At 33.4% G+C, this 22945-nt stretch carries 23 protein-coding genes; 17 read left to right on the plus strand and 6 right to left on the minus strand.

Going from position 1 to position 22945, the window contains the following annotated elements; translation table 11 throughout:
• Nucleotides 1–6 precede the first annotated feature (6 nt).
• From WC622_RS00495 to WC622_RS00560, 14 genes are all read left to right on the plus strand, one after another.
• Entirely contained in the window at nucleotides 7–1245 is a 1239-nt protein-coding gene (locus tag WC622_RS00495; RefSeq protein ID WP_372816222.1) for a quinol:cytochrome C oxidoreductase, read from the plus strand.
• Between the two features lie 63 nt (nucleotides 1246–1308).
• A complete protein-coding gene (locus WC622_RS00500) occupies nucleotides 1309–2541 on the plus strand; it encodes a cytochrome c oxidase subunit II (protein ID WP_372816224.1) in 1233 nt (410 codons plus the stop codon).
• Between the two features lie 21 nt (nucleotides 2542–2562).
• Nucleotides 2563–4452: a cbb3-type cytochrome c oxidase subunit I gene (locus WC622_RS00505; RefSeq protein WP_372816226.1), complete on the plus strand. Its 1890-nt coding sequence runs from the start codon at nucleotides 2563–2565 to the stop codon at nucleotides 4450–4452.
• Between the two features lie 95 nt (nucleotides 4453–4547).
• On the plus strand, nucleotides 4548–5609 hold the full coding sequence (locus WC622_RS00510) for a heme A synthase (RefSeq protein ID WP_372816228.1): 1062 nt from the start codon (nucleotides 4548–4550) through the stop codon (nucleotides 5607–5609).
• 1 nt (nucleotide 5610) lies between these two features.
• The gene (cyoE, locus tag WC622_RS00515; protein WP_372816230.1) at nucleotides 5611–6516 is read left to right on the plus strand and encodes a heme o synthase; all 906 of its coding nucleotides are present in this window, start codon (nucleotides 5611–5613) and stop codon (nucleotides 6514–6516) included.
• Nucleotides 6517–6526: 10 nt separating this feature from the next.
• A complete protein-coding gene (locus WC622_RS00520; protein WP_372816232.1) occupies nucleotides 6527–7105 on the plus strand; it encodes a heme-copper oxidase subunit III in 579 nt (192 codons plus the stop codon).
• A gap of 31 nt (nucleotides 7106–7136) precedes the next feature.
• Nucleotides 7137–7844, plus strand: a complete 708-nt coding sequence (locus WC622_RS00525; RefSeq protein WP_372816234.1) for a cytochrome c oxidase subunit 3 — start codon at nucleotides 7137–7139, stop codon at nucleotides 7842–7844.
• Nucleotides 7845–7865: 21 nt separating this feature from the next.
• A complete protein-coding gene (locus WC622_RS00530; RefSeq protein ID WP_372816236.1) occupies nucleotides 7866–8222 on the plus strand; it encodes a cytochrome C oxidase subunit IV family protein in 357 nt (118 codons plus the stop codon).
• Nucleotides 8222–8926 carry an SCO family protein gene (locus WC622_RS00535; protein ID WP_372816238.1) on the plus strand — a complete coding sequence of 235 codons (705 nt, stop codon included), beginning with the start codon at nucleotides 8222–8224 and terminating at the stop codon, nucleotides 8924–8926. Before WC622_RS00530 ends, WC622_RS00535 begins: the two co-directional genes overlap by 1 nt.
• Before the next feature lie 24 nt (nucleotides 8927–8950).
• Entirely contained in the window at nucleotides 8951–9496 is a 546-nt protein-coding gene (locus WC622_RS00540; protein WP_372816240.1) for a DUF420 domain-containing protein, read from the plus strand.
• A gap of 36 nt (nucleotides 9497–9532) precedes the next feature.
• On the plus strand, nucleotides 9533–9784 hold the full coding sequence (locus WC622_RS00545; protein WP_372816242.1) for a hypothetical protein: 252 nt from the start codon (nucleotides 9533–9535) through the stop codon (nucleotides 9782–9784).
• 28 nt (nucleotides 9785–9812) lie between these two features.
• The gene (locus WC622_RS00550) at nucleotides 9813–10223 is read left to right on the plus strand and encodes a DUF983 domain-containing protein (RefSeq protein ID WP_372816244.1); all 411 of its coding nucleotides are present in this window, start codon (nucleotides 9813–9815) and stop codon (nucleotides 10221–10223) included.
• Nucleotides 10220–10882: a DUF2461 domain-containing protein gene (locus WC622_RS00555; RefSeq protein ID WP_372816246.1), complete on the plus strand. Its 663-nt coding sequence runs from the start codon at nucleotides 10220–10222 to the stop codon at nucleotides 10880–10882. Before WC622_RS00550 ends, WC622_RS00555 begins: the two co-directional genes overlap by 4 nt.
• A gap of 42 nt (nucleotides 10883–10924) precedes the next feature.
• On the plus strand, nucleotides 10925–11767 hold the full coding sequence (locus tag WC622_RS00560) for an OmpA family protein (protein ID WP_372816248.1): 843 nt from the start codon (nucleotides 10925–10927) through the stop codon (nucleotides 11765–11767).
• Nucleotides 11768–11838: 71 nt separating this feature from the next.
• Here the strand turns inward: WC622_RS00560 and rfbC are convergent, their stop codons facing one another.
• Genes rfbC through WC622_RS00575 form a run of 3 tightly spaced genes read right to left on the minus strand, consistent with a single transcriptional unit; the run spans nucleotide 11839 to nucleotide 14522 of the window.
• Nucleotides 11839–12393 carry a dTDP-4-dehydrorhamnose 3,5-epimerase gene (gene rfbC / locus WC622_RS00565; protein ID WP_372816250.1) on the minus strand — a complete coding sequence of 185 codons (555 nt, stop codon included), beginning with the start codon at nucleotides 12391–12393 and terminating at the stop codon, nucleotides 11839–11841.
• 2 nt (nucleotides 12394–12395) lie between these two features.
• Entirely contained in the window at nucleotides 12396–12698 is a 303-nt protein-coding gene (locus WC622_RS00570; protein WP_372816252.1) for a DUF4286 family protein, read from the minus strand.
• A gap of 15 nt (nucleotides 12699–12713) precedes the next feature.
• A complete protein-coding gene (locus WC622_RS00575) occupies nucleotides 12714–14522 on the minus strand; it encodes a tetratricopeptide repeat protein (RefSeq protein WP_372816253.1) in 1809 nt (602 codons plus the stop codon).
• 232 nt (nucleotides 14523–14754) lie between these two features.
• Between WC622_RS00575 and WC622_RS00580 the strand changes: the two genes are divergently transcribed.
• From WC622_RS00580 to WC622_RS00590, 3 genes are all read left to right on the plus strand, one after another.
• Nucleotides 14755–16650 carry a prolyl oligopeptidase family serine peptidase gene (locus tag WC622_RS00580; RefSeq protein ID WP_372816255.1) on the plus strand — a complete coding sequence of 632 codons (1896 nt, stop codon included), beginning with the start codon at nucleotides 14755–14757 and terminating at the stop codon, nucleotides 16648–16650.
• Between the two features lie 16 nt (nucleotides 16651–16666).
• On the plus strand, nucleotides 16667–18337 hold the full coding sequence (locus WC622_RS00585) for a sensor histidine kinase (protein WP_372816257.1): 1671 nt from the start codon (nucleotides 16667–16669) through the stop codon (nucleotides 18335–18337).
• Between the two features lie 79 nt (nucleotides 18338–18416).
• Nucleotides 18417–19106 (plus strand): response regulator transcription factor, encoded by a 690-nt coding sequence (locus tag WC622_RS00590; protein ID WP_372816259.1) that lies wholly within the window; start codon nucleotides 18417–18419, stop codon nucleotides 19104–19106.
• 87 nt (nucleotides 19107–19193) lie between these two features.
• Here the strand turns inward: WC622_RS00590 and WC622_RS00595 are convergent, their stop codons facing one another.
• Genes WC622_RS00595 through WC622_RS00605 form a run of 3 tightly spaced genes read right to left on the minus strand, consistent with a single transcriptional unit; the run spans nucleotide 19194 to nucleotide 22925 of the window.
• Entirely contained in the window at nucleotides 19194–20090 is an 897-nt protein-coding gene (locus WC622_RS00595) for a hypothetical protein (RefSeq protein WP_372816260.1), read from the minus strand.
• Nucleotides 20091–20129: 39 nt separating this feature from the next.
• On the minus strand, nucleotides 20130–21383 hold the full coding sequence (locus tag WC622_RS00600; RefSeq protein ID WP_372816262.1) for a metallophosphoesterase: 1254 nt from the start codon (nucleotides 21381–21383) through the stop codon (nucleotides 20130–20132).
• 60 nt (nucleotides 21384–21443) lie between these two features.
• Nucleotides 21444–22925, minus strand: coding sequence for a sigma 54-interacting transcriptional regulator (locus WC622_RS00605; protein ID WP_372816264.1), 1482 nt, complete (start codon nucleotides 22923–22925; stop codon nucleotides 21444–21446).
• Nucleotides 22926–22945 lie beyond the last annotated feature (20 nt).

A 22945-nucleotide genomic window follows, 5' to 3' on the forward strand; every position in this document is an offset into this window, starting at 1 on the left:
ATTTAAATGGGAACTCATCATTATAATTTAAGTGAACAATTTGAGTTTACAGGAAAAGTAAAAACGCTGAGCATTATCGGTATCGTAATTGGTATTGGTGCTATTGCTTACGGTTTTATGAGCGATGCTCACGAGCGTACATTCGCTAACCTGTTACTAATGGCATATTACTTTGCATGTGTATGTATGTCGGGGGCTTTCTTTTTAGCCGTTCAATATGTAGCTCAAGCAGGTTGGTCTGCATCTATTTTACGTGTACCGCAAGCAATGGCTAAGGTTTTACCTTTAGCTGTGATTATCTTATTGGTTGTTGTAGGATTAGGTTTATATACCCATAATCTATATCACCATTGGAATGCACCTGGTATTACAGATCCGAATTCTCCTAACTACGATAAATTAATTGACGGTAAATCGGCATTCTTAAATGTGCCTTTCTTCATGGCAAGACAAGTTATCTTTTTAGGAGTATATAGCATTTTTGCTATGCTTTTAGCAAAATGGTCTAACAATGAAGATTTAGAAGGTGGATTAAACTCATACCGTAAAAGCTTTAAATATTCATGTATATTTTTAGTTATCTATGGTTTTACTACACCAATATTTGCTTTTGATACCATCATGTCGTTAGAAGCACATTGGTTTTCAACAATGTTTGGTTGGTATAACTTCGCTGCAATGTGGGTAAGTAGTTTAGCTACTATTGCTGTAATCATTATCTTATTAAAGAAAGCTGGTTATATGAGTTGGGTTAACAATAGCCACTTACATAACTTAGGCCAATTTATCTTCGGTTTCTCTATTTTCTGGACTTATGTATGGTTTGCTCAATTCTTATTGATTTACTATGCGAATATGTCTGAAGAGACTGTATACTTCTACAAACGTTTCAATAACTATGAGGCTTGGTTCTACATCAATTTAATATTGAACTTCCTTTCTCCTTTATTATTGTTAATGGATCGTGATAACAAGAGAAGTGAAAATATATTATTAGCAGTTTCTATTGTGGTTCTTTGTGGACACTGGGTAGATTATTACCAAATGATTATGCCAGGTGTATTTGAATTTGGACCTAAAGTAGTTGATGGAAAACCAGGAAGTGGATTTGGAATTATAGAAATAGGAACAGCATTAGGTTTCTTAGGCTTGTTTACATTTACGGTGTTAAGCTCACTAAGTAAAAAGGCATTAATCCCTAAAAATCATCCGTTTTTACAAGAAAGTTTAAACCATCATCTATAATAGATTAGGTTTAGGAGTATATAAATTAATATTATAAAAGTACAGCGTACTACTTTTAAGAAAATGAGTTTAAAAAAATTAATAAGTAATAAAACTAGGGCAGCTTTAGCAGTAATTCTTACTGCGTTTGCAAGCACCAGTGCTTTTGCCCAAGAAGCAGCCGCAGGCGCTACAGCTAAACCTGTCGATATGGGTCCGGTTTATAAATCAACGTTATTCTATGTCTTGTTATTCTTGCTATTGTGCTTATTCATCGCGATAGTTGGTAAAGCAATGAAGGTTTATGAATTAACTCGTGAGAGCGAAGGTAAATCTGAAGGAATCAATTGGGATTTAGTAAATGGAATTATATTCGTTGCATTCCTGTTAGTAGGATTATATGGTGTATATTGGGAATATACAGTGCATGGTAATATGATTTTACCTGAAGCTGCATCTGAGCATGGTAAGAAAATTGATGAAATGTTTAATGTTACATTAATATTAACCACCATCGTATTTATTGCTACGCACATTGTATTATTTGGTTTTGCTTATTTATATAGACACCAAAAAGATAAGAAAGCGTATTACTATCCACATAACAACGTTTTAGAACGTATTTGGACTGTTATTCCTGCGTTTGTATTAACTATATTAGTATTAATGGGCTTTATTACTTGGAGATCGATTTTTTATAAAATTGAAGACCCTAAAAATAAACCTTTGAGCATTGAAGTAACTTCTTCTCAGTTTCAATGGGATGTTCGTTATCCAGGAGCTGATGGGATTGTTGGTTTAAAAAACTATAAGTTAATTACCTCTATCAATAATTTAGGTATCGATTTTAACGATAAGAACAACTTAGATGATCAAGTTGCTGATGAAATTGTACTTCCAGTAAACAAACCAGTTCGTTTTATTTTAACAAGTAAAGATGTTATCCATAGTTTTTATATGCCTCACTTTAGAGTACAATTAAATACTGTACCTGGTATGACGTCTTACTTTGAGTTTACGCCTACCATTACTACAGCTGAAATGAAGGCTAAAACGAACGATCCTAATTTCAACTATTTATTGCTTTGTGCAAAGATTTGCGGAACTAACCACTTTAACATGCAAAAACCAGTTAGAGTTGTTTCACAAAAGGAATATGATGAATGGGTGGTTAAACAAGCAACTTATTTAACTAACGATTTGAGAAAGACCTTTAAATTACCTTTACTTGCTGAACCGACTGCGACACCTGCAGCAACTGATTCTACAGCAAAAGATACGACTGCAAATACAAATCAATTAGCTTTAAAAAAATAATAATACTGGAGAGCCCTTATTATGTCAACTATATCACTACAAGATACACACCACCACGATAATCATGATGATCACGGTCATGAGCATCACCAAGATACGTTCTTAACTAAATACGTATTTAGTCAAGATCATAAAATGATTGCCAAACAGTTTTTAATAACTGGTATTATTATGGCTGTTATTGCTATGGGTTTATCTATTTTATTTAGATTACAATTAGCATGGCCGGATAAAAGCTTTCCTATTTTAGAAACATTTTTAGGTAAATGGGCTGAAGGTGGTAGAATTAGACCAGATTTTTACTTAGCGCTAGTTACAATACATGGTACCATTATGGTATTCTTTGTATTAACAGCTGGTTTAAGTGGAACGTTTAGTAACTTATTAATTCCATTGCAAGTGGGAGCTAGAGATATGGCTTCGCCATTCTTAAACATGCTTTCTTACTGGTTTTTCTTCACTGCTTGTGTGATCATGATGGGTTCATTCTTTATACAAACAGGCCCTGCAAGTGCGGGTTGGACAGTATATCCACCTTTATCAGCCATACCGAAAGCAATCCCAGGATCTGGATTAGGTATGACGATGTGGTTAATTAGTATGGTGCTTTTCGTAGCTTCATCACTAATGGGTGGTATTAACTATGTGAGTACTATCTTAAACATGCGTACTAAAGGTATGGATCTTTGGAAAATGCCTTTAACAATTTGGGCATTCTTCTTAACCGCAATCTTAGGTATTTTATCATTCCCTGTATTAGTTGCGGGTGTGGTTTTATTAGTGTTCGACCGTAGTTTTGGTACAAGTTTCTACCTATCGGATATTGTTTTCGGTACACAGATTTTACCTAATGAAGGTGGTTCGCCGATTTTATGGCAACACTTATTCTGGTTCTTAGGTCACCCAGAGGTATATATTGTAATTATGCCAGCAATGGGTATCTCATCAGAAATTATTTCAGTAAACTCGAGAAAACCAATTTTCGGTTACCATGCAATGATTTATTCACTAATTGGTATTACCATATTATCATTTATCGTTTGGGGTCACCACATGTTTGTAACCGGTATGAATCCGTTACTAGGTGGGGTGTTTATGATCACTACATTGATTATTGCAGTTCCATCAGCAGTAAAAACATTTAACTGGTTAGCTACTTTATGGAGAGGTAATATTAGATTTACACCAGGAATGTTATTTGCTATTGGTATGGTTTCATTCTTTATCTCTGGAGGTTTAACTGGTATTTGGTTAGGTAATGCTGCATTAGATATTAACTTACACGATACGTATTTCGTAGTTGCTCACTTCCACTTGGTAATGGGTTCAGCGGCAATATTTGGTATGCTTGCAGGTGTTTATCACTGGTTCCCAAGAATGTTTGGTCGCTTAATGGACAAAAAATTAGGTTACTTACACTTCTGGATTACATTTACGTGTGCATACTTGGTATTCTTCCCATTACACTTTTTAGGATTAGATGGAGTGCCACGTCGTTATTACGCATTTACTGAATTTGCTTTCATGGAAAAATGGTTAACTGTGAATGTATTGGTAACATGGTCGGCTATTGTAGCTGGTTTAGCTCAAGTAGCATTCTTGTTTAACTTCTTTTATTCGATATTTAAAGGTAAAAAATCAACACAAAACCCTTGGGGTGCAAATACTTTAGAATGGACTGCTCCAGTTGAGCGCATACATGGTAACTGGCCAGGAGAAATCCCAACAGTATACCGTTGGCCATATGATTATAGCAAACCAGGTGCTGAGGAAGATTTTATTCCACAAACTATTCCTTTCTCTCAAACCATGAGCTCTAACTTGCCACATGATTTTGAAGGAAATACAGAAGCTGAAAAAATCCAGGCAGATTGGGAATTAACTTATAGACCAGCCAAGGACGCAGAATAGCAGGTATTATTCTGTATAATAATATAGATAAGGTATCTGCTGAAGTAATTTAACTTGCAACAGATACCTTATTTTTTTAATCTATCACACATCAAATGATTGCTAAATCTGAAAATAGATTTATTAGATTAAACTTTATTAGTATTGTTGTAACACTAATGGTCATTTTGGCTGGAGGAATTGTTCGCAGCACTGGCTCTGGTATGGGTTGCCCTGATTGGCCAAAATGCTTTGATCAATATATACCACCAACTTCTGCATCACAATTACCTGCTAATTACAAAGAAAAATACGTAGCGCAACGCTTAGCTAAAAACGAACGTTTTGCTAAAACTTTAGAAAAATTAGGCAAAACTGCTTTGGCAGATAGTATTAGACATGATACTTCCATTGCACAACCAGAAGCTTTTAATGTTGCGAATACTTGGACAGAATATGCAAATAGGTTAGTAGGTGTGGTAGCGGGCTTTTGTCTGATTCTATTAGTAGTCTATTCATTCGCCTTTAAGAAGTCAGCTAAGAGAATAATCGTACTCAGCATTTTAAACCTATTACTTATTGGTTTTCAAGGATGGTTAGGGGCTATTGTAGTATCAACTAACTTAACACAATGGGTAGTAACAGCGCATATGTTAATTGCCCTAGTTATTTTGGGAATTTTAATTTATACCTACAATTATGCAAAAATGCTGCATAAAGAGCGCAGTGTAATTATGTATCGTATTTTATGGTTGAAAGGATTTTTAGCTTTTACCATTATCATCACAATCATACAAATTATTTTAGGTACTGAAGTGCGTGAAAGTGTAGATGCAATTGCCAAATCATTACAATTTAATGGGCGAAATACCTGGATTGGTAAAGTTGGTTCGGTATTTTCATACCATAGAGATTTAGCTATTTTAGTAACCGTTTGCAATTTTATTGTATACAAAATGGTGATAGATCGTTTTAGCGGTAAAGGTTGGCCTTTATTAACCGCTAATTATATTATGGTAACGTTGGTGGTTCAAATAGCATCAGGTTTTTTATTATCGTACTTATCGTTACCACCATACGCACAAGCAATACACATATTATTTGCCACACTATTATTTAGCCTACAATATTATTTATACTTATTAGTTTACCGTACAGCTACTTATAAACCCAATTAAATTGAAACAATTTTTTTCAGATTTCTCAAAACTAATCAAATTCAGACTTACCTTTTTGGTAGTGTTTTCTGCGTCGGTTACGTTTTTAATTGGCTCTAAAATTCAGATTGATAGGAATATTGTAGATGGGATTAACTGGACCAATTGGTTAATTCTTATTGTGGGTGGATTTTTGGTTACAGCTTCGGCAAATTGTTTCAATGAGATTATTGAAAAAGATTTGGATAAATTGATGGCTAGAACCAAAGATAGACCAATGCCAGCTGGTAGAATGACCACAGGACAAGGTTTAGTACTTGGTTTAATTATGGGAATGGCAGGAACTTCTTTATTGGTTAAATTGAATCCAGAAACAGGTTTGCTTTCTGTTTTCTCTATTTTGTTATACGCATTTGCATATACACCTCTAAAGCGTAAATCGCCAATTGCAGTATTTGTAGGCGCAATACCAGGCGCTTTACCACCACTTATTGGATATATTGCTGCGATAGGCGGGCAATCAGAAATTGGTTATGTTCCTGTAGATTATCAAATCGCATTAATTCTATTCCTTATTCAATTTGTATGGCAATTCCCTCATTTTTGGTCTATTGCTTGGGTATTAGATGATGATTATAAAAAGGCTGGGTTTAGATTATTGCCAACCAAAAAACGCGATAAAACAAGTGCAGTATTTACTTTTGTAAGTACATTGATTTTGATACCTGTAAGCTTATTGCCAACCTTTTATGGTTTTGGTGGATATTATATTGCCGGGGTATCTATACTAGCTGGACTTGTTTTTAGCTACTTCGCCTACCAAATGATGGTGAAAATGGATTTGCCTAGTGCAAGAAAAGTGATGTTCTGTTCGTTTATTTACATCCCTTTAGTACAAGTGGTTTTATTATTTAATTTGATAGTTTAACAATATTAAAATGGTGCATACTTTGCAACAAAAAGAATTTAAGTTTGATGCCAAACCCAAAAAGTTTGTGGTGTGGTTATTTGTGGTTTCATCTACTATTATGTTTGGTGGCTGGACAAGTTATTACATTGTATTTGCGGCCTCTAAAGGTAAAGGGCATGGCTTAGTATTGCCAGATGCTTTTATGTACAGCACCGCAGTATTGGTAATTAGCAGTGTTACGCTTTTCTTGGCTTCAAGAGCTTTGAGAAATGGGAATAAAAAATCACAACAATTATTTTTATGGCTTACTTTTGCATTGGGGCTAGTATTTGCCTATCTCCAATTTCAAGGTTGGACAGGATTATATCGTAGTGGAGCAGTTTTAATTAATAATAATGCTGCTATTTCATTGATATATGTTGTATCAGGTTTCCACTTATTACACATTTTTGCAGGTATTTGCTTTATTTTAAATGCTTTAATTGGTTCTTATAAAGAGATCCCATTAGAGAAAGCGATTTATCGTCAAGAAATTACCTCTATTTTTTGGCATTTTATAGATATATTATGGATATATCTGTATGTTTTTTTACTTTTGAACAGTTAGATTTTTTAACAAACTATTATACTATTACTAAATGGATTCATTATCGAAATTAGACCAAGTTAAAACCACTCCATGGGCTGGCGGACATTCTCCCTGGAACGTAGAATATGGTAAAATAATGATGTGGTTTTTCTTATTATCAGATGCCTTTACATTTTCGTCATTATTGGTTTATTATGGTGCACAACGTTTTACTAAATTTACTTGGCCTGCACCAGACAAGGTTTTCCAATCTATCCCAGGCGTAGCAGAAAGTGGTGCTCCACTTGTATTTGTGGGTATCATGACTTTTATTTTGATTATGAGTTCGGTTACTATGGTGCTAGCAGTAGAAGCTGGACATCGTCGTGCTAAAAAAGAAGTAATCGGCTGGATGATCGCAACTATTATTGGTGGTTTAATGTTCTTAGGCTGTCAGGCTATTGAGTGGACACACTTACATCATGATGGTTTTTGGTGGGGTTCTATTCCGTCTGCAGAAGAATTAACACATTTCTTTAACGGGCCTGTCTCTACAGTTGCAGCCCAACAATTTGCAAACTTATTCTTTACCATTACTGGTTTTCACGGTTTCCACGTATTTAGTGGTGTGGTTATCAATATCATCATTTTATGTATGACAATTAACGGAACTTTCGAGAAACGTGGTCATTACTTAATGGTAGAAAAAGTTGGTCTTTATTGGCACTTTGTAGATTTAGTTTGGGTGTTTGTATTTACATTCTTCTATCTAGTTTAATTATTCTTTAAAAAAAATATTATGTCAGAACAACACATACATACTACAGATGAGCATGCACATGGTGAGCATGAAGGAATGACGAAGAAAAAGATCTGGAAGGTTTTCGGTATTTTATTACTGATCACTGTGATTGAGTTTATCATCGCTTTGTGGGCAATTCCTCAAGGTCATCTTACACAACATACAGGTAATTATATTTATATCGGCTTAACCTTGCTTAAAGCATTTTACATTGTAGCCTACTTTATGCACTTAAAGTTCGAAAAACTAGGGCTACAATTGGCGCTTTCAGTTTCCTTTATATTTATTATCTATTTCATAACATTAATGCTAATTGAAGGTGGTTATCTTCACGTTCATATGCCAAAGGTTTAATGAAATACCCCATAAAAAAAATATTAATCCTGGTCACCATATTAGCGGTACCGGGATTTTTATATTATTTACTTCAGGAAAAGGGTAAAAATAGATACAAACCCTTAGCTATTTATGGTGCAAAGCAAGTTGCATCAACCTTTCACTCGGTAAGAGGAAAACAAGTTCCGGATACCATTTATCACAAAGTGGAAGACTTTAAATTGGTTAACCAAAAGGGTGATACTGTAAGTTGGAAAAATTACGAAGGCAAAATTATTCTTACTCATCTTTTTTACACGAATGGAGGAATTTATGGGATTGATGTTGCTAATACAGCTTTAAAAACTCTGAATAAAGAATATGCAAAGAATACCATGGTTCACTTTGTAGGTTTAACTATGGATGCTGAACATGACCAACCAGCTGTTTTAGCTGATTACGCCAAAAAACTAAATGCTAAACCTGGTAAATGGGATTTATTGACAGGTGATAGCACAACCATACATCAATTTATTAAAAATGGATTATTATTAGATGCATTGAAATCCACTGAAAACGGACAAACTAAATTTACGTTTAGTAATATGTTTGTTTTGTTAGATCCACAACATAGAATAAGAGGGTATTATGAAGCTACCAATCAAGAAGCATTGTCTAAACTAGATGATGAAATTAAAGTGCTGATTGCCGAAGAGCTAAGAGATATGAAAGATGGCCGATAGCCGATCAAAAGAAATTAAACACAAATGAATACAAATACATCAGTAGAACAAAAATATAATAAATGGATAATTGTATTATCTGTAGCAATACCACTAGTGGTTGCCTTGCTTTTTGGAGTTAATTTGAGAAAGCTAGGTTACGATGTACAACCACTTTCTTTTTTACCACCTATTTATGCAACTATTAATGGGATAACAGCTGTAGTGCTTGTTATTGCAGTTTGGGCAATAAAGAATGGTAAAAGAAAGTTGCATGAAAACCTAATGAAGTTTGCGATATGTCTTTCTGTTTTATTTTTAGGAATGTATGTTGCTTATCACATGACATCTGATTCTACTAAATTTGGTGGTGAAGGGGCTATCAAATACATCTACTATTTTATTTTAATTACACACATCTGTTTATCCGTAATTATTATTCCATTTGTATTGGTAACCTACGTTAGAGCTTTAGCGCAACGTTTTGATAGACATAAAAAGATTGCGAAAATCACATTTCCAATGTGGTTATACGTTGCAATAACGGGTGTAATTGTATATCTCATGATATCGCCATATTATAATTTTTAAAAACAATTTTAGCTTTTAATAGGTATATTTGTAACCATGAAAAAAGGAATAGTTTTTCTATTTATTATCCTATTGAGTTTTTCGTTTAGCCCAGCAGTTAAAGCGCAATGTTCTATGTGTACCATCAATGCCGAACAAGGCACTAAAAATGGAAATACACAAGGAAAAGGACTTAATTCAGGCATCATTTATCTTTTAGCAATTCCGTATCTTCTAATGACAGGAATTGGTGTGTTATGGTATAGAAATTACCGTAAAAAAATGATGCCTACGCATTTTAATCACTAGGTTTCTTCTTCATCAATTTTTTACTGCTATGGGTCATTCTATAAAGAAAACACCTAAACTCTATGCGCTTCTAACTGGAAAATGCCCGCATTGTAGAAGAGGAGCAATATTTACAGGCAGTATTTACGGTTTCAATATTCAACGTACTAATTATAAATGTGCGCATTGTGGACAACGCTTTGAAATAGAACCAGGCTATTTTTATGCAGCTATGTATGTGAGCTACGCCATGAATATGGTTGAAATGATTACCATGGGTTTTGCAACCTATTATCTCTCTGGTGGAAGATTAGATTTCGATTCATTATGGCTTTATGTTGGCGTCATTTTTTTGGGATCACTTTTTTTATCTCCCTTAAATTATCGATATTCACGTATAATTTTACTGCATTTGTTATCGCCTAAAATTAAGTACAATGCTAATTTTGATAAGCCATGATTAAACCAAAAACCTTATCCTTTTTAACTGAACTTGCTGAAAATAACAATCGTGAATGGTTTGCAGAAAACAAATACTTGTATGAAGAGGCAAAAGCAGATTTATTTCCATTCATAGCAAAGCTGATCAAAGAACTCGCTGCAATTGACCCACAGTTCTCTGCAGATACTGAGCCTAAGAAAGCATTAATGCGAATTTACCGCGATGTACGATTTAGCAAAAACAAAGATCCTTATAAAAAGAACTACGGTATTGCATTTGATGTAAAAGGATACGGACCAAATACAGCGGCCTATTACCTTCATTTGCAACCTGGAAATTGTTTTTTTGGGGTAGGTTTTTGGCAACCAGAGTCTTCGGTATTAAAAATGATTAGAGAGGAAATTGATTACAATACTTCTGAATTTTTGGACGTTATCAATGCAAAGGAATTTAAAAGTATATATAAACTTAGCCAAGAAGATAAACTTAAAAAAGCACCAAAGGGATATGAAATTACCCATCCTGAAATTGAATTATTAAAATTGAAAAGCTTTATCGCAATTTATTCAATACCTGATGCAGAGTTTTTTAAACCGACAATCGTTGATAAGTTAATAACTGCTTTTAAAACTATCCAACCATTTGTTTTATTTTTGAGAAAAGCCACTACGGCATAATAAAGCTGGCAGTTAACAATAAAACATACAAACAATTCGTAAATGAAAAATACTTTCCTAGCAATAGCTATCTTTTTATTCGCTTCAACCATTAGTTCTTGTGTAATATTATCACCAAAAAAATATAAAGCTTTATTAGCGAAACAAGATTCTTTAAGTACAGGTTGGACAGAATCTCAACTTAAAAATGAAAGTTTAGAACAGTTAATTGCTCGTTTAAAAACAGATACAACGAACTTAAACGGCCAGCTAAGTGACTTAAAATCTCAGTATGCTGAAATGGATGCCAACTATAATAAGCTGCGCAGCAATAGTTCAACTGAGATTAACAAACTTTCGGATGATTTAAAAAAACGCGAAGAACGTTTAAAAGAAGTGGAAGAGGTTTTGCGTAAACGCGATGAAGCCACCAATCAACTAAAAGCAAAATTACAAGAAGCATTATTGGGCTTTACCAAAAATGGACTAACTGTTGAGATTAAAAATGGTAAAGTATACGTTTCATTAACTGATAAATTACTATTCCCATCGGGTAGTATTATTATTGATGAAAAAGGTAAACAAGCCTTAACACAATTGGCGTCTGTATTAAAACAACAGCCAGAAATCAATATCGCTGTAGAAGGCCACACCGATTCACAAAAGATTACTAACCTTGGTCAAATTAAAGATAACTGGGATTTAAGTGTACTTAGATCGACGTCTGTAGTTCGTTTTTTAACAGACGAACAAAAAGTAGAAAGTGTTAGAATGACAGCAACTGGTAAGGGAGAATATCAACCGTTAGGTCCAAATACTACAGCGGAAGGTCGTAGCAAAAACCGCAGAATAGAAATTGTATTATCACCTAAATTGGATGAGCTATACGATTTGATAAAACAATAAATCTTTTTGTCATTCAGAGCGAAGCGAAGAATCTCTATTAAACAGGTTAGAGATTATTCGCTTTTCTCTTATTAAAAAGGACTTACTAGAGATTTAAAATCACTTAATATTAAGTCTTTATCAGATAATAAAAATTCGCTTGCATTAACTTGTCCACTCCAGTTTATATTTAAAGTTGGATCGTTCCACATCACTCCAATTTCAGAGTTCTTATCGTAATAGTTAGTTACTTTATATGTGAAAATGGTATTGTCTTGCAACGTAATAAAACCATGTAAAAAGCCAGGTGGAACCCACAATTGCTTATGATTTTCACCGCTTAATTCTATTGCAAAATGCTCACCATACGTAGCTGAGTTTTTACGAATATCGACAGCAACATCTAAAACACTTCCTTGTATAACACGAACTAATTTACCTTGCGCAAAAGGAGGCGCTTGTGCATGTAAACCACGTAAAGTGCCTTTCTGAGAAAAGGATTGATTATCCTGTACAAATACTGCATTTATATCTGCTTCGGAAAATAATTTTGCACTATAACTTTCGTAGAAATAACCGCGTGGATCTTTCCAAATTTTAGGCTCAATTACAAAAAGGTCTTTTATGGGGGTCTCTATAATATTCATATTTAGGCTATAAATTCCATTAATGTACGAAAAGCAACAAATCTATTTTCGAATTTACGTTGTAAGTCTGCTGTTAAAGCTGGGGCATAATTTTGCTGATAATCGTCATAATCTTGAACTGTTTCTGCAACATACTGTATGCAATATGTTATGCCTTCGTTTGGTGAATCTAGTACTTTCAATAAGCGGTTGGAAACGAATTTTCCTGTTGCCATTACTTCGGGGATATGGATTTCTAACATCCATTGCAACCACTCTTCTGCAGCTGCATCTTCTATAATTATGGTTACGTTGTATAATAACATAGAGCAAAGATATAATTAAGTCCCTACATTATCACCACGGATATTTCTAAAACGTTTTCGAGCTTCCGCATTAAACATGCTTCCAGGATAATCGTTCATTAATTGCTGATACAGTTTTTTTGCCTCATCCGGATTGTTCAATTTTTTCTCTAAAATATCCGCTAACGTAAATAAGGCATCATCAATCCAAATGCTATTATTTTGAGTTGTTATTAATTCTTTTAACGTTGTAACCGCTTTATTTAGCTCATTAGTTTTGATATAAATTTTAGCTTTCGCCATTAAAATATCATCAATTAAACTATTATTGGGGTAAGCAATATCAATGCTGTCTAATTTCCCCAAAGCTTGATCAGAGAGATTCATAAATTGCATCATTTCTGCATCAGCATACATTTTTAGCGCTAAACTATCGTTTTTACTTTGCAAGTTATCTGATAGTAAAAGACTTAAATTTAAGGCGTCATTTGCAATTAATTGTGTAGTAGATGCTTTTAAAACATCCGCTTGAGATTTCGCATAGTCAAAATCGCCTACATAAAAATTAAGCCTTGCAGAGCGATAACGAGCTTCATTCCCAATTGGCTGATTTTCGAATTGTTTAGCTACTTGTTCATATACCAAGATGGCTTCCCAAGGTTGTTTGGTTAAAATATAAATATCGCCTAAGTCTATTTTTATCTGACCGATATCGGCGTTAGAAATCCCTTTAATCTGTAATCCTTCTTCTAAAGTAGTTTCTGCTTTTTTTAAGTCGTTTAAATAGTAAGCTTGCAAATAAGCTAATCTTTTTAAAGCGAAAAGTGTCTGTGGAATTTTACCATATTTAGTTAAGATTTCTTGGTACTCGTTCACTAAAGCTTGTATTGCTAGTTTATCAAATTTTCCTGCAATTGCTAATTCATATTTAGCGTTAATCAACTCAATTTTAGCGGGAAGATACAACTCATTTTCTGGCCCTTTTGTTAAAATATATTCGTACGCTTTTATAGCAGTCGAAAAAGCTTTGTTAGCAATAAAAGTTTCAGCAGAATTAAACAATAATAATCCATCACCTTTAGTGCGTTTATCTTGTGCAATTAATTGCCGTAGTGCCATTTCATAATCCTGTTGTTGTATGTATTGCCAGGTGAGTAGCTCTGTATAAACTTCTGTTTGTGGTTCTTTTTGTATTTTTTTAAGTAAAGCGGTTTGCAATAATTGATAATCTGTATTATCCTCAAATACTGACGATAAAACATTTTCTGCTTGCGATAATAATTGTGGGGCGCTAGGTAAAGCATTCAAATATTCTTCAATTAGCAATCTTTTATCTTTTTTAAGTCTATAAATGCTAAGTAATTCATAAACAAATAGCTGTTCATTACCAAATAATTTTCTGCCTTGCAAAAAGGCTGAGATTGCCATATCATAAGCTTCAAAACGGTAAAAACTATTAGCTAAATCTCTAAATCTATATTCGTCTTTTGGTGTGTTATTTATGGCATCCTGAAATGATTTATTAGCATCAGCTAAACGACCGTTTTCTTGGTAAACCCTACCTAATGCAATCGCATATTGTGTTTTTGTAGGATTTTGTTTAATCAGTTTTTTGAGAAAACTTTCTGCCTCAGCGTATTTTTTTATTTTAATGAGTGATGTAAAATAAAGTTCGAAATATGTATCGTTCTTCGTAGCATTGAAAAGCTTCTCAAGTAAAACTGCAGCTTTCTCATATTCTGCCTGCTGATAATATTGATAAGCCAAAGCCTCATCTACATTATCTTGTGCATGTAGTAAAAAACATGCACAGGTTAGGAAACAGACTAAGAGAAACTTCTTCATTAAAATGAATAAACGTTTTGTTTAAATTTAAGTATTTGGAGTATAGTTTAGGCTTGATTGCTAAAATAACGAAAATTGTTTAAGCGTATTCTAAATGTTACTCATATTTTATTTGAATAAAGTACAATGTTGCTACATTGAGACTCTGAAGGCTGTTTTAAGAATAAGTAACAATGTTACTATTTAGTGCCTTTGGCAGATAGGGTTGCTTATTTTTGTATACGATTTAACTATGATGATGATCTTGAAGAGATATGTTTGGATAATGCTTGTTGCATCCTTTTTTGCTTGTAAGCAAGAGAATAAGGTTGCGATTATTCCTGTTAATGATTTTTTTAAATCGCAGGATAGAGCTACTTATCGTATTTCTCCTGATGGTAAAAGTCTTTCTTACTTAAAGTCGCAAGACAAAAAGCAAAATCTTTTTGTAGAAGATATTGTTACAGGAAAAGTTATTCAGCTCACGCATCTTCATGAAAAGAACATCAGCTTTTATTCATGGGTAAGCGCTAATGAGTTAATCTATTACAAAGAAAAAGCTGGTGAACGTTTTCAATCTGATCTTTTTATTATCAATAAGGAAGGTACAAAAGAACGACAACTAGGCGGCAACGAAAAGAGTAGAATTAGGGTTTTAGAAGATCAATTAATTGAGGATAAATTTCTATTAGTGCTTTCTAATAAAAGAGATTCTACAGTTTCTGACGTTTATCGTTTAAATGTTAGAGATGGAAAAATGGAAATGGCGGCTCAAAATCCAGGTAATATTACCAATTGGGTGACAGATTCGAGAGGTAAACTTCGTATGGCGGTTTCAAGCGATGGTGTAAATGAAACTGTGTTATACCGAGAAAATGAGGAACAGGCATTAAAACCTATTCTTACAAATAACTTTAAAACAACGCTATTCCCAGTTGCATTTTCTGAAGACAAGCCAAATATTGTTTATGCCATATCTAATGTAAATAGAGATAAAAATGCTTTAATAGAATTAGATTGTACTACAGGAAAAGAGAAAAGTGTACTTTTTGCAAATGATACCTTGAATGTTGTGGATGCACAATATTCTAGACAAAAAGGCAAAATGGCTTACGTAGTTTATGAAAATTGGAAAAAGGAAAAACATTATTTAGATAATGATGCTAAGGTTCTTTATCAGAAATTAGATAAACTATTGCCAAAAACAGAATCAAGAATAATCGATAGGGATAAAAATGAGAATGTATTTGTAGTTAGAACATTTACAGATAGAAATCCTGGGTCTTATTATTTATATAGTGCTAACACGGGTGCCTTAAAAAAGCTGAGCGATATTAATTCTGCTATTAATGAGGAGCAAATGTGCGAAATGAAACCCATAAGTTATATCGCTAGAGATGGTTTAAAAATAAATGGATATTTAACACTGCCTTTAAATTCAACCGCTAAAAATTTGCCTGTTGTAGTAATGCCACACAATGGCCCTGGTCAACGCAATACATGGGGGTTTAATGCAGAAGTACAATTTTTAGCTAACAGAGGCTATGCGGTTTTACAGGTAAACTACCGTGGATCTACAGGTTATGGAAAGAATTTTTATGCTGCAGGATTTAAACAATGGGGCGCTAAAATACAAGACGATGTTGATGATGGTGTGCTATGGTTAATTAATAGAAAGATCGCTAACCCTCAAAAAATAGCAATTTATGGTAGTGGCTTTGGTGGTTATATCGCATTAAATGGTGCTATTAAAAATCCAAAGCTGTATAAATGTGCAGCATCAAATTCTGGAGTACTTAATTTATTTAGCTATTTAAAGTCTATTCCACCGTATTTTAAATCGAACTTGCAAATGTATTACGATGTTTTAGGTAATCCAGATACCGATGTAGATTATATGCGCCAAGCTTCTCCAGTGTTTCACGCCGATAAAATTAATATTCCTATCTTTATTACTCAAAATATTAAAGACCCACGCATTAATTCAAGTGATGCGATACAATTCGTTAAAGAATTAAAAAAACGTAATGTGCCGGTTACTTATTTTGAAAAGGACGAAACGCCTTTTTCTATGAACCGTGAAGAAAGTCGTCAAAAGGTTTACACCGCTTTAGAGCAGTTTTTAGAAAGTAATTTGAAGAAAAAATAATCCGTTAAATCAAAAAATGATTTCAGAAAAGGATAGTGGTTATCGCAAGAATTTTTCACTGATAGTAACGTTTATTGTCTTAATTTCTATCTTATTTATCCTTTCTCTTTTCTTAGCATTTAACTTTAGTAAAAAGAATATAGAAAATGATTTTGTATCGGCCAAAGCCAACGTACTCGAAGAAAGTATTAAGCCATACAATGATTTCTTTTTAAACAAGCTTCCTGAAATCTCATACTACAACGGTTATCTAGATTCGGCAACTGCTTCTAAATTTGTAGATACAGTATTATTGCAGTATCCATTTGTATCTAAAGTGATTTTTTATGATACACAAGTAAGAAATGTAAAATATGAAGAAAATGGTCTTAACATAGGCGATTTTTCCATAGGGATGAAAAGTGTATATCAGTTTGGAAGCCTAGTGCCTAAAGATTCGATAAAGCTTTTTGGTGAAAATGAGGTCCATAAAAATGTAAGTTTAGATGATTTTACAGCTCTTTCTATAAAACTGATCAATTTTATTCAAAAATTAGATACCACTAAAGTTCCAAGTCAGGAGGAGTTATTTAGTAATTTTACAAACACACGCTCCAATCACATCGATTATTTTAATATACCTAGTCATGAGTTGTTGAAAACCTATAAAAAAATGGTAACAACTAAGCTAGAATCAAATCCTGTATATGAGCAAGATATGCTCTCTTTTGAGTTGGATCCCTACAAAATCAAGATCAAGAATTCTAGACCTTTGTTATATCAAAACATCCGAATTGAGCCTGTAACCTACGATCCTTTAGATACTTCATCAGAATATATTACAGGAGAAATTACTTTGGGAGGGGCGTTTTCAGATTATAAACTCTATTTCATTTCATCTAAATCTTTCGTAAAAAAAGAAATATTTAGCTATTTTTTGCCAATTGCTGCATTATTATTGTTGGTTTATGGGGTTTTAGTATTGGTTGCTTTTTTAATTTATAGAAACTTAAACATCAATCATAAAATGTTTAAGCTACAATATGATTTCGTGACTAATCTTACACATGAGTTTAAAACGCCAGTAAGTGTGATTAAGATCGCTGGGAATAATATTAAAAGTGCCACAAGTTTAACCCAGCGTGAGCAGCAATTATATGGGAAAATATTAGATGAGGAAGCTGATAAACTGAATGGTTTGATGAATAAATTGCTGGCATTTACACAAATAGAAAATAAGGCAATTACCTTAAATCAGGATGAAATAAATATGGTGGAATTTATTGAAAGTACAATTGATGTACACCAATTAAAACATCCAGATTTTGAATTTACCTATGAGGTTTCTGGCTTTAAAACATTTATAACAGATCCGGTTTTATTGGGTAGTTTATTCGATAATTTGGTAGAGAATTCTTACAAATACTCCCCTCCAGATCGTAAAAAACTACACATTAGTGCTCGGTTAATTAAAGATAGAGTTGTACTTCGATTTAAAGATGCTGGTATAGGTATTCCATCATCAGAAATAAATAATATCTTTAAAAAGTTTTACCGTATTCAAAACCGATACAATCAAAATGGAAGCGTGGGTTTGGGTTTGGCTTTTTGTAAGGAACTTGTTAACTTTATGAACGGTGAAATTTCGGTAAAAAGTGTTGTAGATAAAGGAACAGAGTTTAAAATTGTACTACCCTATACTAATTAAATGTTGTAATGTTTTAACGTTGTAATGTTGCTGGTCAGCTTTCCAACTTTTCAACCTTTCAATCTTAAAACAAAGAAATATGTCTAAAGGAATTAAAATACTGATAGTTGAAGATGATGAAAATTTACGTTTTTTAGTAGTTCATCGTTTGCAAGCAGAAGGTTATCAAGTACTAGAAAATAGCGATGGTGTAACTGCTGTAGAAACAATTATGGCAGAAAAACCTGAAATTGTACTATTAGATTGGATGTTGCCTGGCAAAGAAGGTGCAGAGGTTTGCGAAGAAGTACGTAAACAAGGATACGAGGGGTTAGTTATTATGATGACTGCAAAAGCGCAAGATGTAGATAAAATTGATGCCTATAATTTTGGCGCTTCAGATTATGTAACTAAGCCTTTTAATATGGATGTTTTGGTAGCGATGTTAGATAGTAAAGTTAAGTTTTTACTGAACAATGATCGCTCAGAAATTCATCGTTTTGGTAACATGGAGCATCATCCAAACATCCATACGTTATATCGCGATGGTAAAAAAATTGAGCTCACTATCTTAGAGAATAGAATATTATTATACTTTTTACGCAATCCTAATAAAGTAATTAATCGTGATGAATTGATGTTGGTTGTTTGGGGTTATAACTCTGATGTGAATACACGAACACTTGATATGCACATTGTTAGATTACGCAAAAAAATAGAACTTAATCCAGATAATCCTCAGTTGTTACAAACAGTACGTGGTATAGGCTATCGCTTTAACGCTGGATAATATTTCTCCTGAATTTCTTAACGATTTGTGATCCTTGATCAGATTTATGTAGATGAAATTCAGGGTTTTTTATGCCTTTTCATTTCATTAAACGTGTACTACCGAACTTAAATAGTGAATGGCAAACAAAATTACAAATTGTAAAAGCATTGTTCCATCTAAATAGAAAAAGTAGTAATATTCGTTTCTTTTAAAATTCGATTTAAAAATCAACCATCCTGTTAAGAAAATAGTTAAAGCTAAACCAATTACATCTAGATTAATGTGTTTAGTGAAAAGAACTAGCAAAATTAAATAGGCCCCAAGTAAAGCTTGACAAAAGATCCAGGCTTTTTTTTCGCCTAACATTACCGGAATAGTCTTCAATTCATAAAGTTTATCCTGAAAAAGATCACGAATATCAAAAGGAATGGTAATTGCGCAAATAAATAGAAAACGCTTAGCCACCAATAATAAAGTTTCTCCCAAAGGGATAACTACATTACGGTTATTTTCAAGTTCTACAATTGGTAAAAGTACACAACTTATCGACCAAACAAATGCTATTAAAAACAGTTTGATGCCTGGTAAATTTCTTAATCCAATCTTTTTTTGATTTAAACTTAAAAAAGGAAAGTTATAAGCGACTGCAATCAAGCCCACAAAACCCATTAATAATTTAGCCTGAAAACTTAAATACAGTAAGCCTAAAGGGATGATACAAAGTATAGCAATTAATGTGATAGAGATGATTAATCGGTGATGAGAAAAAATCCATCGTACTCTTTTGAACGGTGATTTTTGCGGCTCTTTTGGCTTGGATAACAACATACTTAAATTGTATATCAACAAGGTTGAGAAGAAAACGAATGCTAAAACGTAAATATCCGGTGGAAGCTTTAAGAGATAATAGGTGACTAAACCTTGAGCAACGGCGCAAACAGCAATGAAAAGATTGCTAAAAAGCAGAAAATCTAAAATAGAAAAGAGTGCTTTTTTTAACATAGTATAATCTAGCGATTAGTAAATTGGTTGGTTTACTAATTAAGATCGCTTTAATTCAAATATCGTAATTTCTGGTAAAATTCCTACACGTCCTGGATATCCCAAAAAGCCATAACCTACGTTCACATATAGTTGTTGTGCTTTTTCTTTGTAAAGTCCAGCCCATTCTTTGTAAATATATTGCACTGGGCTCCATTGAAATTCTTTTAGTCTAACACCAAATTGCATACCGTGAGTGTGGCCGCTAAACATGGCGTCTATATCTTGATATTTTTCTAAAACTTCACCACGCCAATGCGATGGATCATGTGAAAGGAGTAATTTAACTGGCAAATCTTCGGTGTTTTTATGCGCTAATTCCATCTTCCCATATTTAGGAAAACGGCCCATCCCCCAATTTTCAATGCCTAAAATACCAATTTCTTCGCCATCAACTTTTAAGCGCCTATTTTCGTTCATTAATAAGTCGTAACCCATTAATTTATGAGTTGTAATCATGTCTTGTAAGTTTTTAACTTTTGCTGGAGAGTTTTCCCTTCCAAAATAATAATCACCATAATCGTGATTACCTAACGTAGAATACACACCTAATGGCGCTTTAACTTTAGAGAAAATATCTTGATATTCTCTTACCTCATTCGTTAAGTTATTGACTAAATCGCCGGTAAAAAAAATGAAATCTGGCTTTTCTGCTAAAAGCATTTCTACACCACCTTTAACCGCTGTTTTATTGTAAAAGCTACCAGAATGTATATCTGATATTTGTCCTAATTTAATACCGTCAAAAGCTTTTGGTAAATTAGGAAGAACGAGTTTTACCCTTTTTATTTTATAATCATAAGCCCCAGAAATAATGCCCCAACTTAAAGAACTTAGCGGAACTGCCGCTGCTACAAGCCCAGCTTTTACTAAAAATGAAGAGCGACTTATGGGTTCGCCAACAATAGCTTCTTTAACAGGGTGATCAGCTTTTTTTCGTATTAATCTAAATAATTTAATAAAAAATCGTCTTAAATCATCGATAAGCAAAAATGGAAGCATAAAAACTTTTCCAACGCTTAATAGGAAAAAAGCAACTAAGATGATAGCTCTAACTGTTAATAATAAATTTAGATAAATGGCTGCAAAAACACCAATTACTAATAAAATATTAATCGTCCACCAAGCAATAGTAAAATTCCTTTTGGTTTTGACCGACCATTTTTTGAAAACGCTAATAATAGCTTTGTAACAGTAAAAATCTAATAAAAGAACTATTAAACAAAGTATAGTTAAAAATCCTGTTCTTCCCATTATGGCTTAAAGTGATGTTATAATAAATGTATGTTGAAATAATTAACGTAAGCAATTTGATTATCTAAAATCATCTTCGTCCTCATCGGTTAAATCTACATTAAAAAGGCTATCAAACATATCTGAAAAACCAAAACCACCAGTTAAGAAATTTTTGCTTAATTGTGAAAATTCTGCCAAACCATGCAATACAAATTCCATAAGCAGAAGTGTTTGGTTTTCGCTTAATTTTGGATGAAATTTCTGAACTAATTCATGCAATCCCTCCACGTCCATTAACCTTTTTTTGTACTGATCCGATTTCAAATCATCAGCAATATCGATCGTATTACCTTCGGTAAACCATTCGGTAATTTTTGTATACGGATTAGCAGTTTTACTTTTTTTAGCTCTTTCTGGATCTGGGAAATAACGAGCAAATAAATGTTTAATCGCTTTTCCTATTAACGTATGTGCAACTTTAGCCGGGCCTTCTAATTCGCCCTCGTAAACTAATTCTATTTTACCAGTAACCGCTGGAATAATTCCACTTAAATCTGCTAAACGTACAAAAGTAGATTTCTCATGATTGATCAACATTCTTCGCTCTGCATTACTAATTAAATTCTCGTATGCTGAGATAGTTAAGCGGGCAGAAACACCAGATTTTTGGTCAATAAATTCGCTTTTACGTGCCTCAAAAGCAACTTGCTCAATTAAATCTTTTACTAATCCATCAACTTCAATTAAACGTTGTTCATCAGTCAATTTTGCTTCTTGAAAAGTAATTTTTCGGGAAATTTCTACTGTTTTTGGGTAATGCGTTAAAATTTGACTTTCAATTCTGTCTTTTAAAGGGGTTACGATGCTACCGCGATTGGTATAATCCTCAGGATTTGCTGTAAATACAAACTGAATATCTAGTGGTAAATGCAGTTTGAAACCACGAATTTGAATGTCTTTTTCTTGGAGCATATTAAACAAGGCCACCTGAATACGAGCTTGTAAATCGGGTAATTCGTTAATTACGAATATTCCACGGTGTGCTCGCGGAATTAACCCAAAATGAATTACACGTTCATCATTATACGTTAATTTTAAAGTTGCCGCTTTGATCGGATCAACATCACCAATTAAATCAGCGACGGTTACATCTGGCGTAGCCAATTTTTCTGTATAGCGTTCACTACGGTGCTGCCATAAAATTGGGGTATCATCACCTTTGGTAGCAATTTCGTTTTTAGCATACCAAGAAATAGGATTTAACGGATCGTCAAAAATCTCACTTCCTGCAACGTAAGGAATATATTCATCTAACAGATTTACCATTAAACGTGCAATTCTGGTTTTCGCCTGGCCGCGTAAACCCAATAGCAAAACATTATGCCTTGATAAAATAGCAGTTTGCAATTCTGGAATAACGGTTTCATCGTAACCAAGAATTCCCTCAAAACCAAGCTCTTTTTGCTGAAGTTGTTTAATCAGGTTTTTCCTTAATTCGTCTTTAACGCTAAGTGAAATATAGTTTGAGGCTTTTAATTCGCCTAATGTTTTAATATCCATTTGATGTATAAATGTTGCTG

The organism is Pedobacter sp. (assembly GCF_041662865.1).
Classification (GTDB): domain Bacteria; phylum Bacteroidota; class Bacteroidia; order Sphingobacteriales; family Sphingobacteriaceae; genus Pedobacter.

Excerpts from the sequence above, each read along its gene's own strand:
- WC622_RS00550 (WP_372816244.1), top strand. The coding sequence starts at position 9,813 with ATGGGTCATTCTATAAAGAAAACACCTAAACTCTATGCGCTTCTAACT.
- WC622_RS00595 (WP_372816260.1), bottom strand. The coding sequence starts at position 20,090 with ATGTTAAAAAAAGCACTCTTTTCTATTTTAGATTTTCTGCTTTTTAGC.
- WC622_RS00505 (WP_372816226.1), top strand. The coding sequence starts at position 2,563 with ATGTCAACTATATCACTACAAGATACACACCACCACGATAATCATGAT.
- WC622_RS00540 (WP_372816240.1), top strand. The coding sequence starts at position 8,951 with ATGAATACAAATACATCAGTAGAACAAAAATATAATAAATGGATAATT.
- WC622_RS00580 (WP_372816255.1), top strand. The coding sequence starts at position 14,755 with ATGATGATGATCTTGAAGAGATATGTTTGGATAATGCTTGTTGCATCC.
- WC622_RS00600 (WP_372816262.1), bottom strand. The coding sequence starts at position 21,383 with ATGGGAAGAACAGGATTTTTAACTATACTTTGTTTAATAGTTCTTTTA.
- WC622_RS00530 (WP_372816236.1), top strand. The coding sequence starts at position 7,866 with ATGTCAGAACAACACATACATACTACAGATGAGCATGCACATGGTGAG.
- WC622_RS00545 (WP_372816242.1), top strand. The coding sequence starts at position 9,533 with ATGAAAAAAGGAATAGTTTTTCTATTTATTATCCTATTGAGTTTTTCG.
- WC622_RS00535 (WP_372816238.1), top strand. The coding sequence starts at position 8,222 with ATGAAATACCCCATAAAAAAAATATTAATCCTGGTCACCATATTAGCG.
- WC622_RS00525 (WP_372816234.1), top strand. The coding sequence starts at position 7,137 with ATGGATTCATTATCGAAATTAGACCAAGTTAAAACCACTCCATGGGCT.
- WC622_RS00500 (WP_372816224.1), top strand. The coding sequence starts at position 1,309 with ATGAGTTTAAAAAAATTAATAAGTAATAAAACTAGGGCAGCTTTAGCA.
- WC622_RS00510 (WP_372816228.1), top strand. The coding sequence starts at position 4,548 with ATGATTGCTAAATCTGAAAATAGATTTATTAGATTAAACTTTATTAGT.
- WC622_RS00570 (WP_372816252.1), bottom strand. The coding sequence starts at position 12,698 with ATGTTATTATACAACGTAACCATAATTATAGAAGATGCAGCTGCAGAA.
- WC622_RS00555 (WP_372816246.1), top strand. The coding sequence starts at position 10,220 with ATGATTAAACCAAAAACCTTATCCTTTTTAACTGAACTTGCTGAAAAT.
- WC622_RS00560 (WP_372816248.1), top strand. The coding sequence starts at position 10,925 with ATGAAAAATACTTTCCTAGCAATAGCTATCTTTTTATTCGCTTCAACC.
- WC622_RS00575 (WP_372816253.1), bottom strand. The coding sequence starts at position 14,522 with ATGAAGAAGTTTCTCTTAGTCTGTTTCCTAACCTGTGCATGTTTTTTA.
- rfbC (WP_372816250.1), bottom strand. The coding sequence starts at position 12,393 with ATGAATATTATAGAGACCCCCATAAAAGACCTTTTTGTAATTGAGCCT.
- WC622_RS00495 (WP_372816222.1), top strand. The coding sequence starts at position 7 with ATGGGAACTCATCATTATAATTTAAGTGAACAATTTGAGTTTACAGGA.
- WC622_RS00605 (WP_372816264.1), bottom strand. The coding sequence starts at position 22,925 with ATGGATATTAAAACATTAGGCGAATTAAAAGCCTCAAACTATATTTCA.
- WC622_RS00520 (WP_372816232.1), top strand. The coding sequence starts at position 6,527 with ATGGTGCATACTTTGCAACAAAAAGAATTTAAGTTTGATGCCAAACCC.
- WC622_RS00585 (WP_372816257.1), top strand. The coding sequence starts at position 16,667 with ATGATTTCAGAAAAGGATAGTGGTTATCGCAAGAATTTTTCACTGATA.
- WC622_RS00590 (WP_372816259.1), top strand. The coding sequence starts at position 18,417 with ATGTCTAAAGGAATTAAAATACTGATAGTTGAAGATGATGAAAATTTA.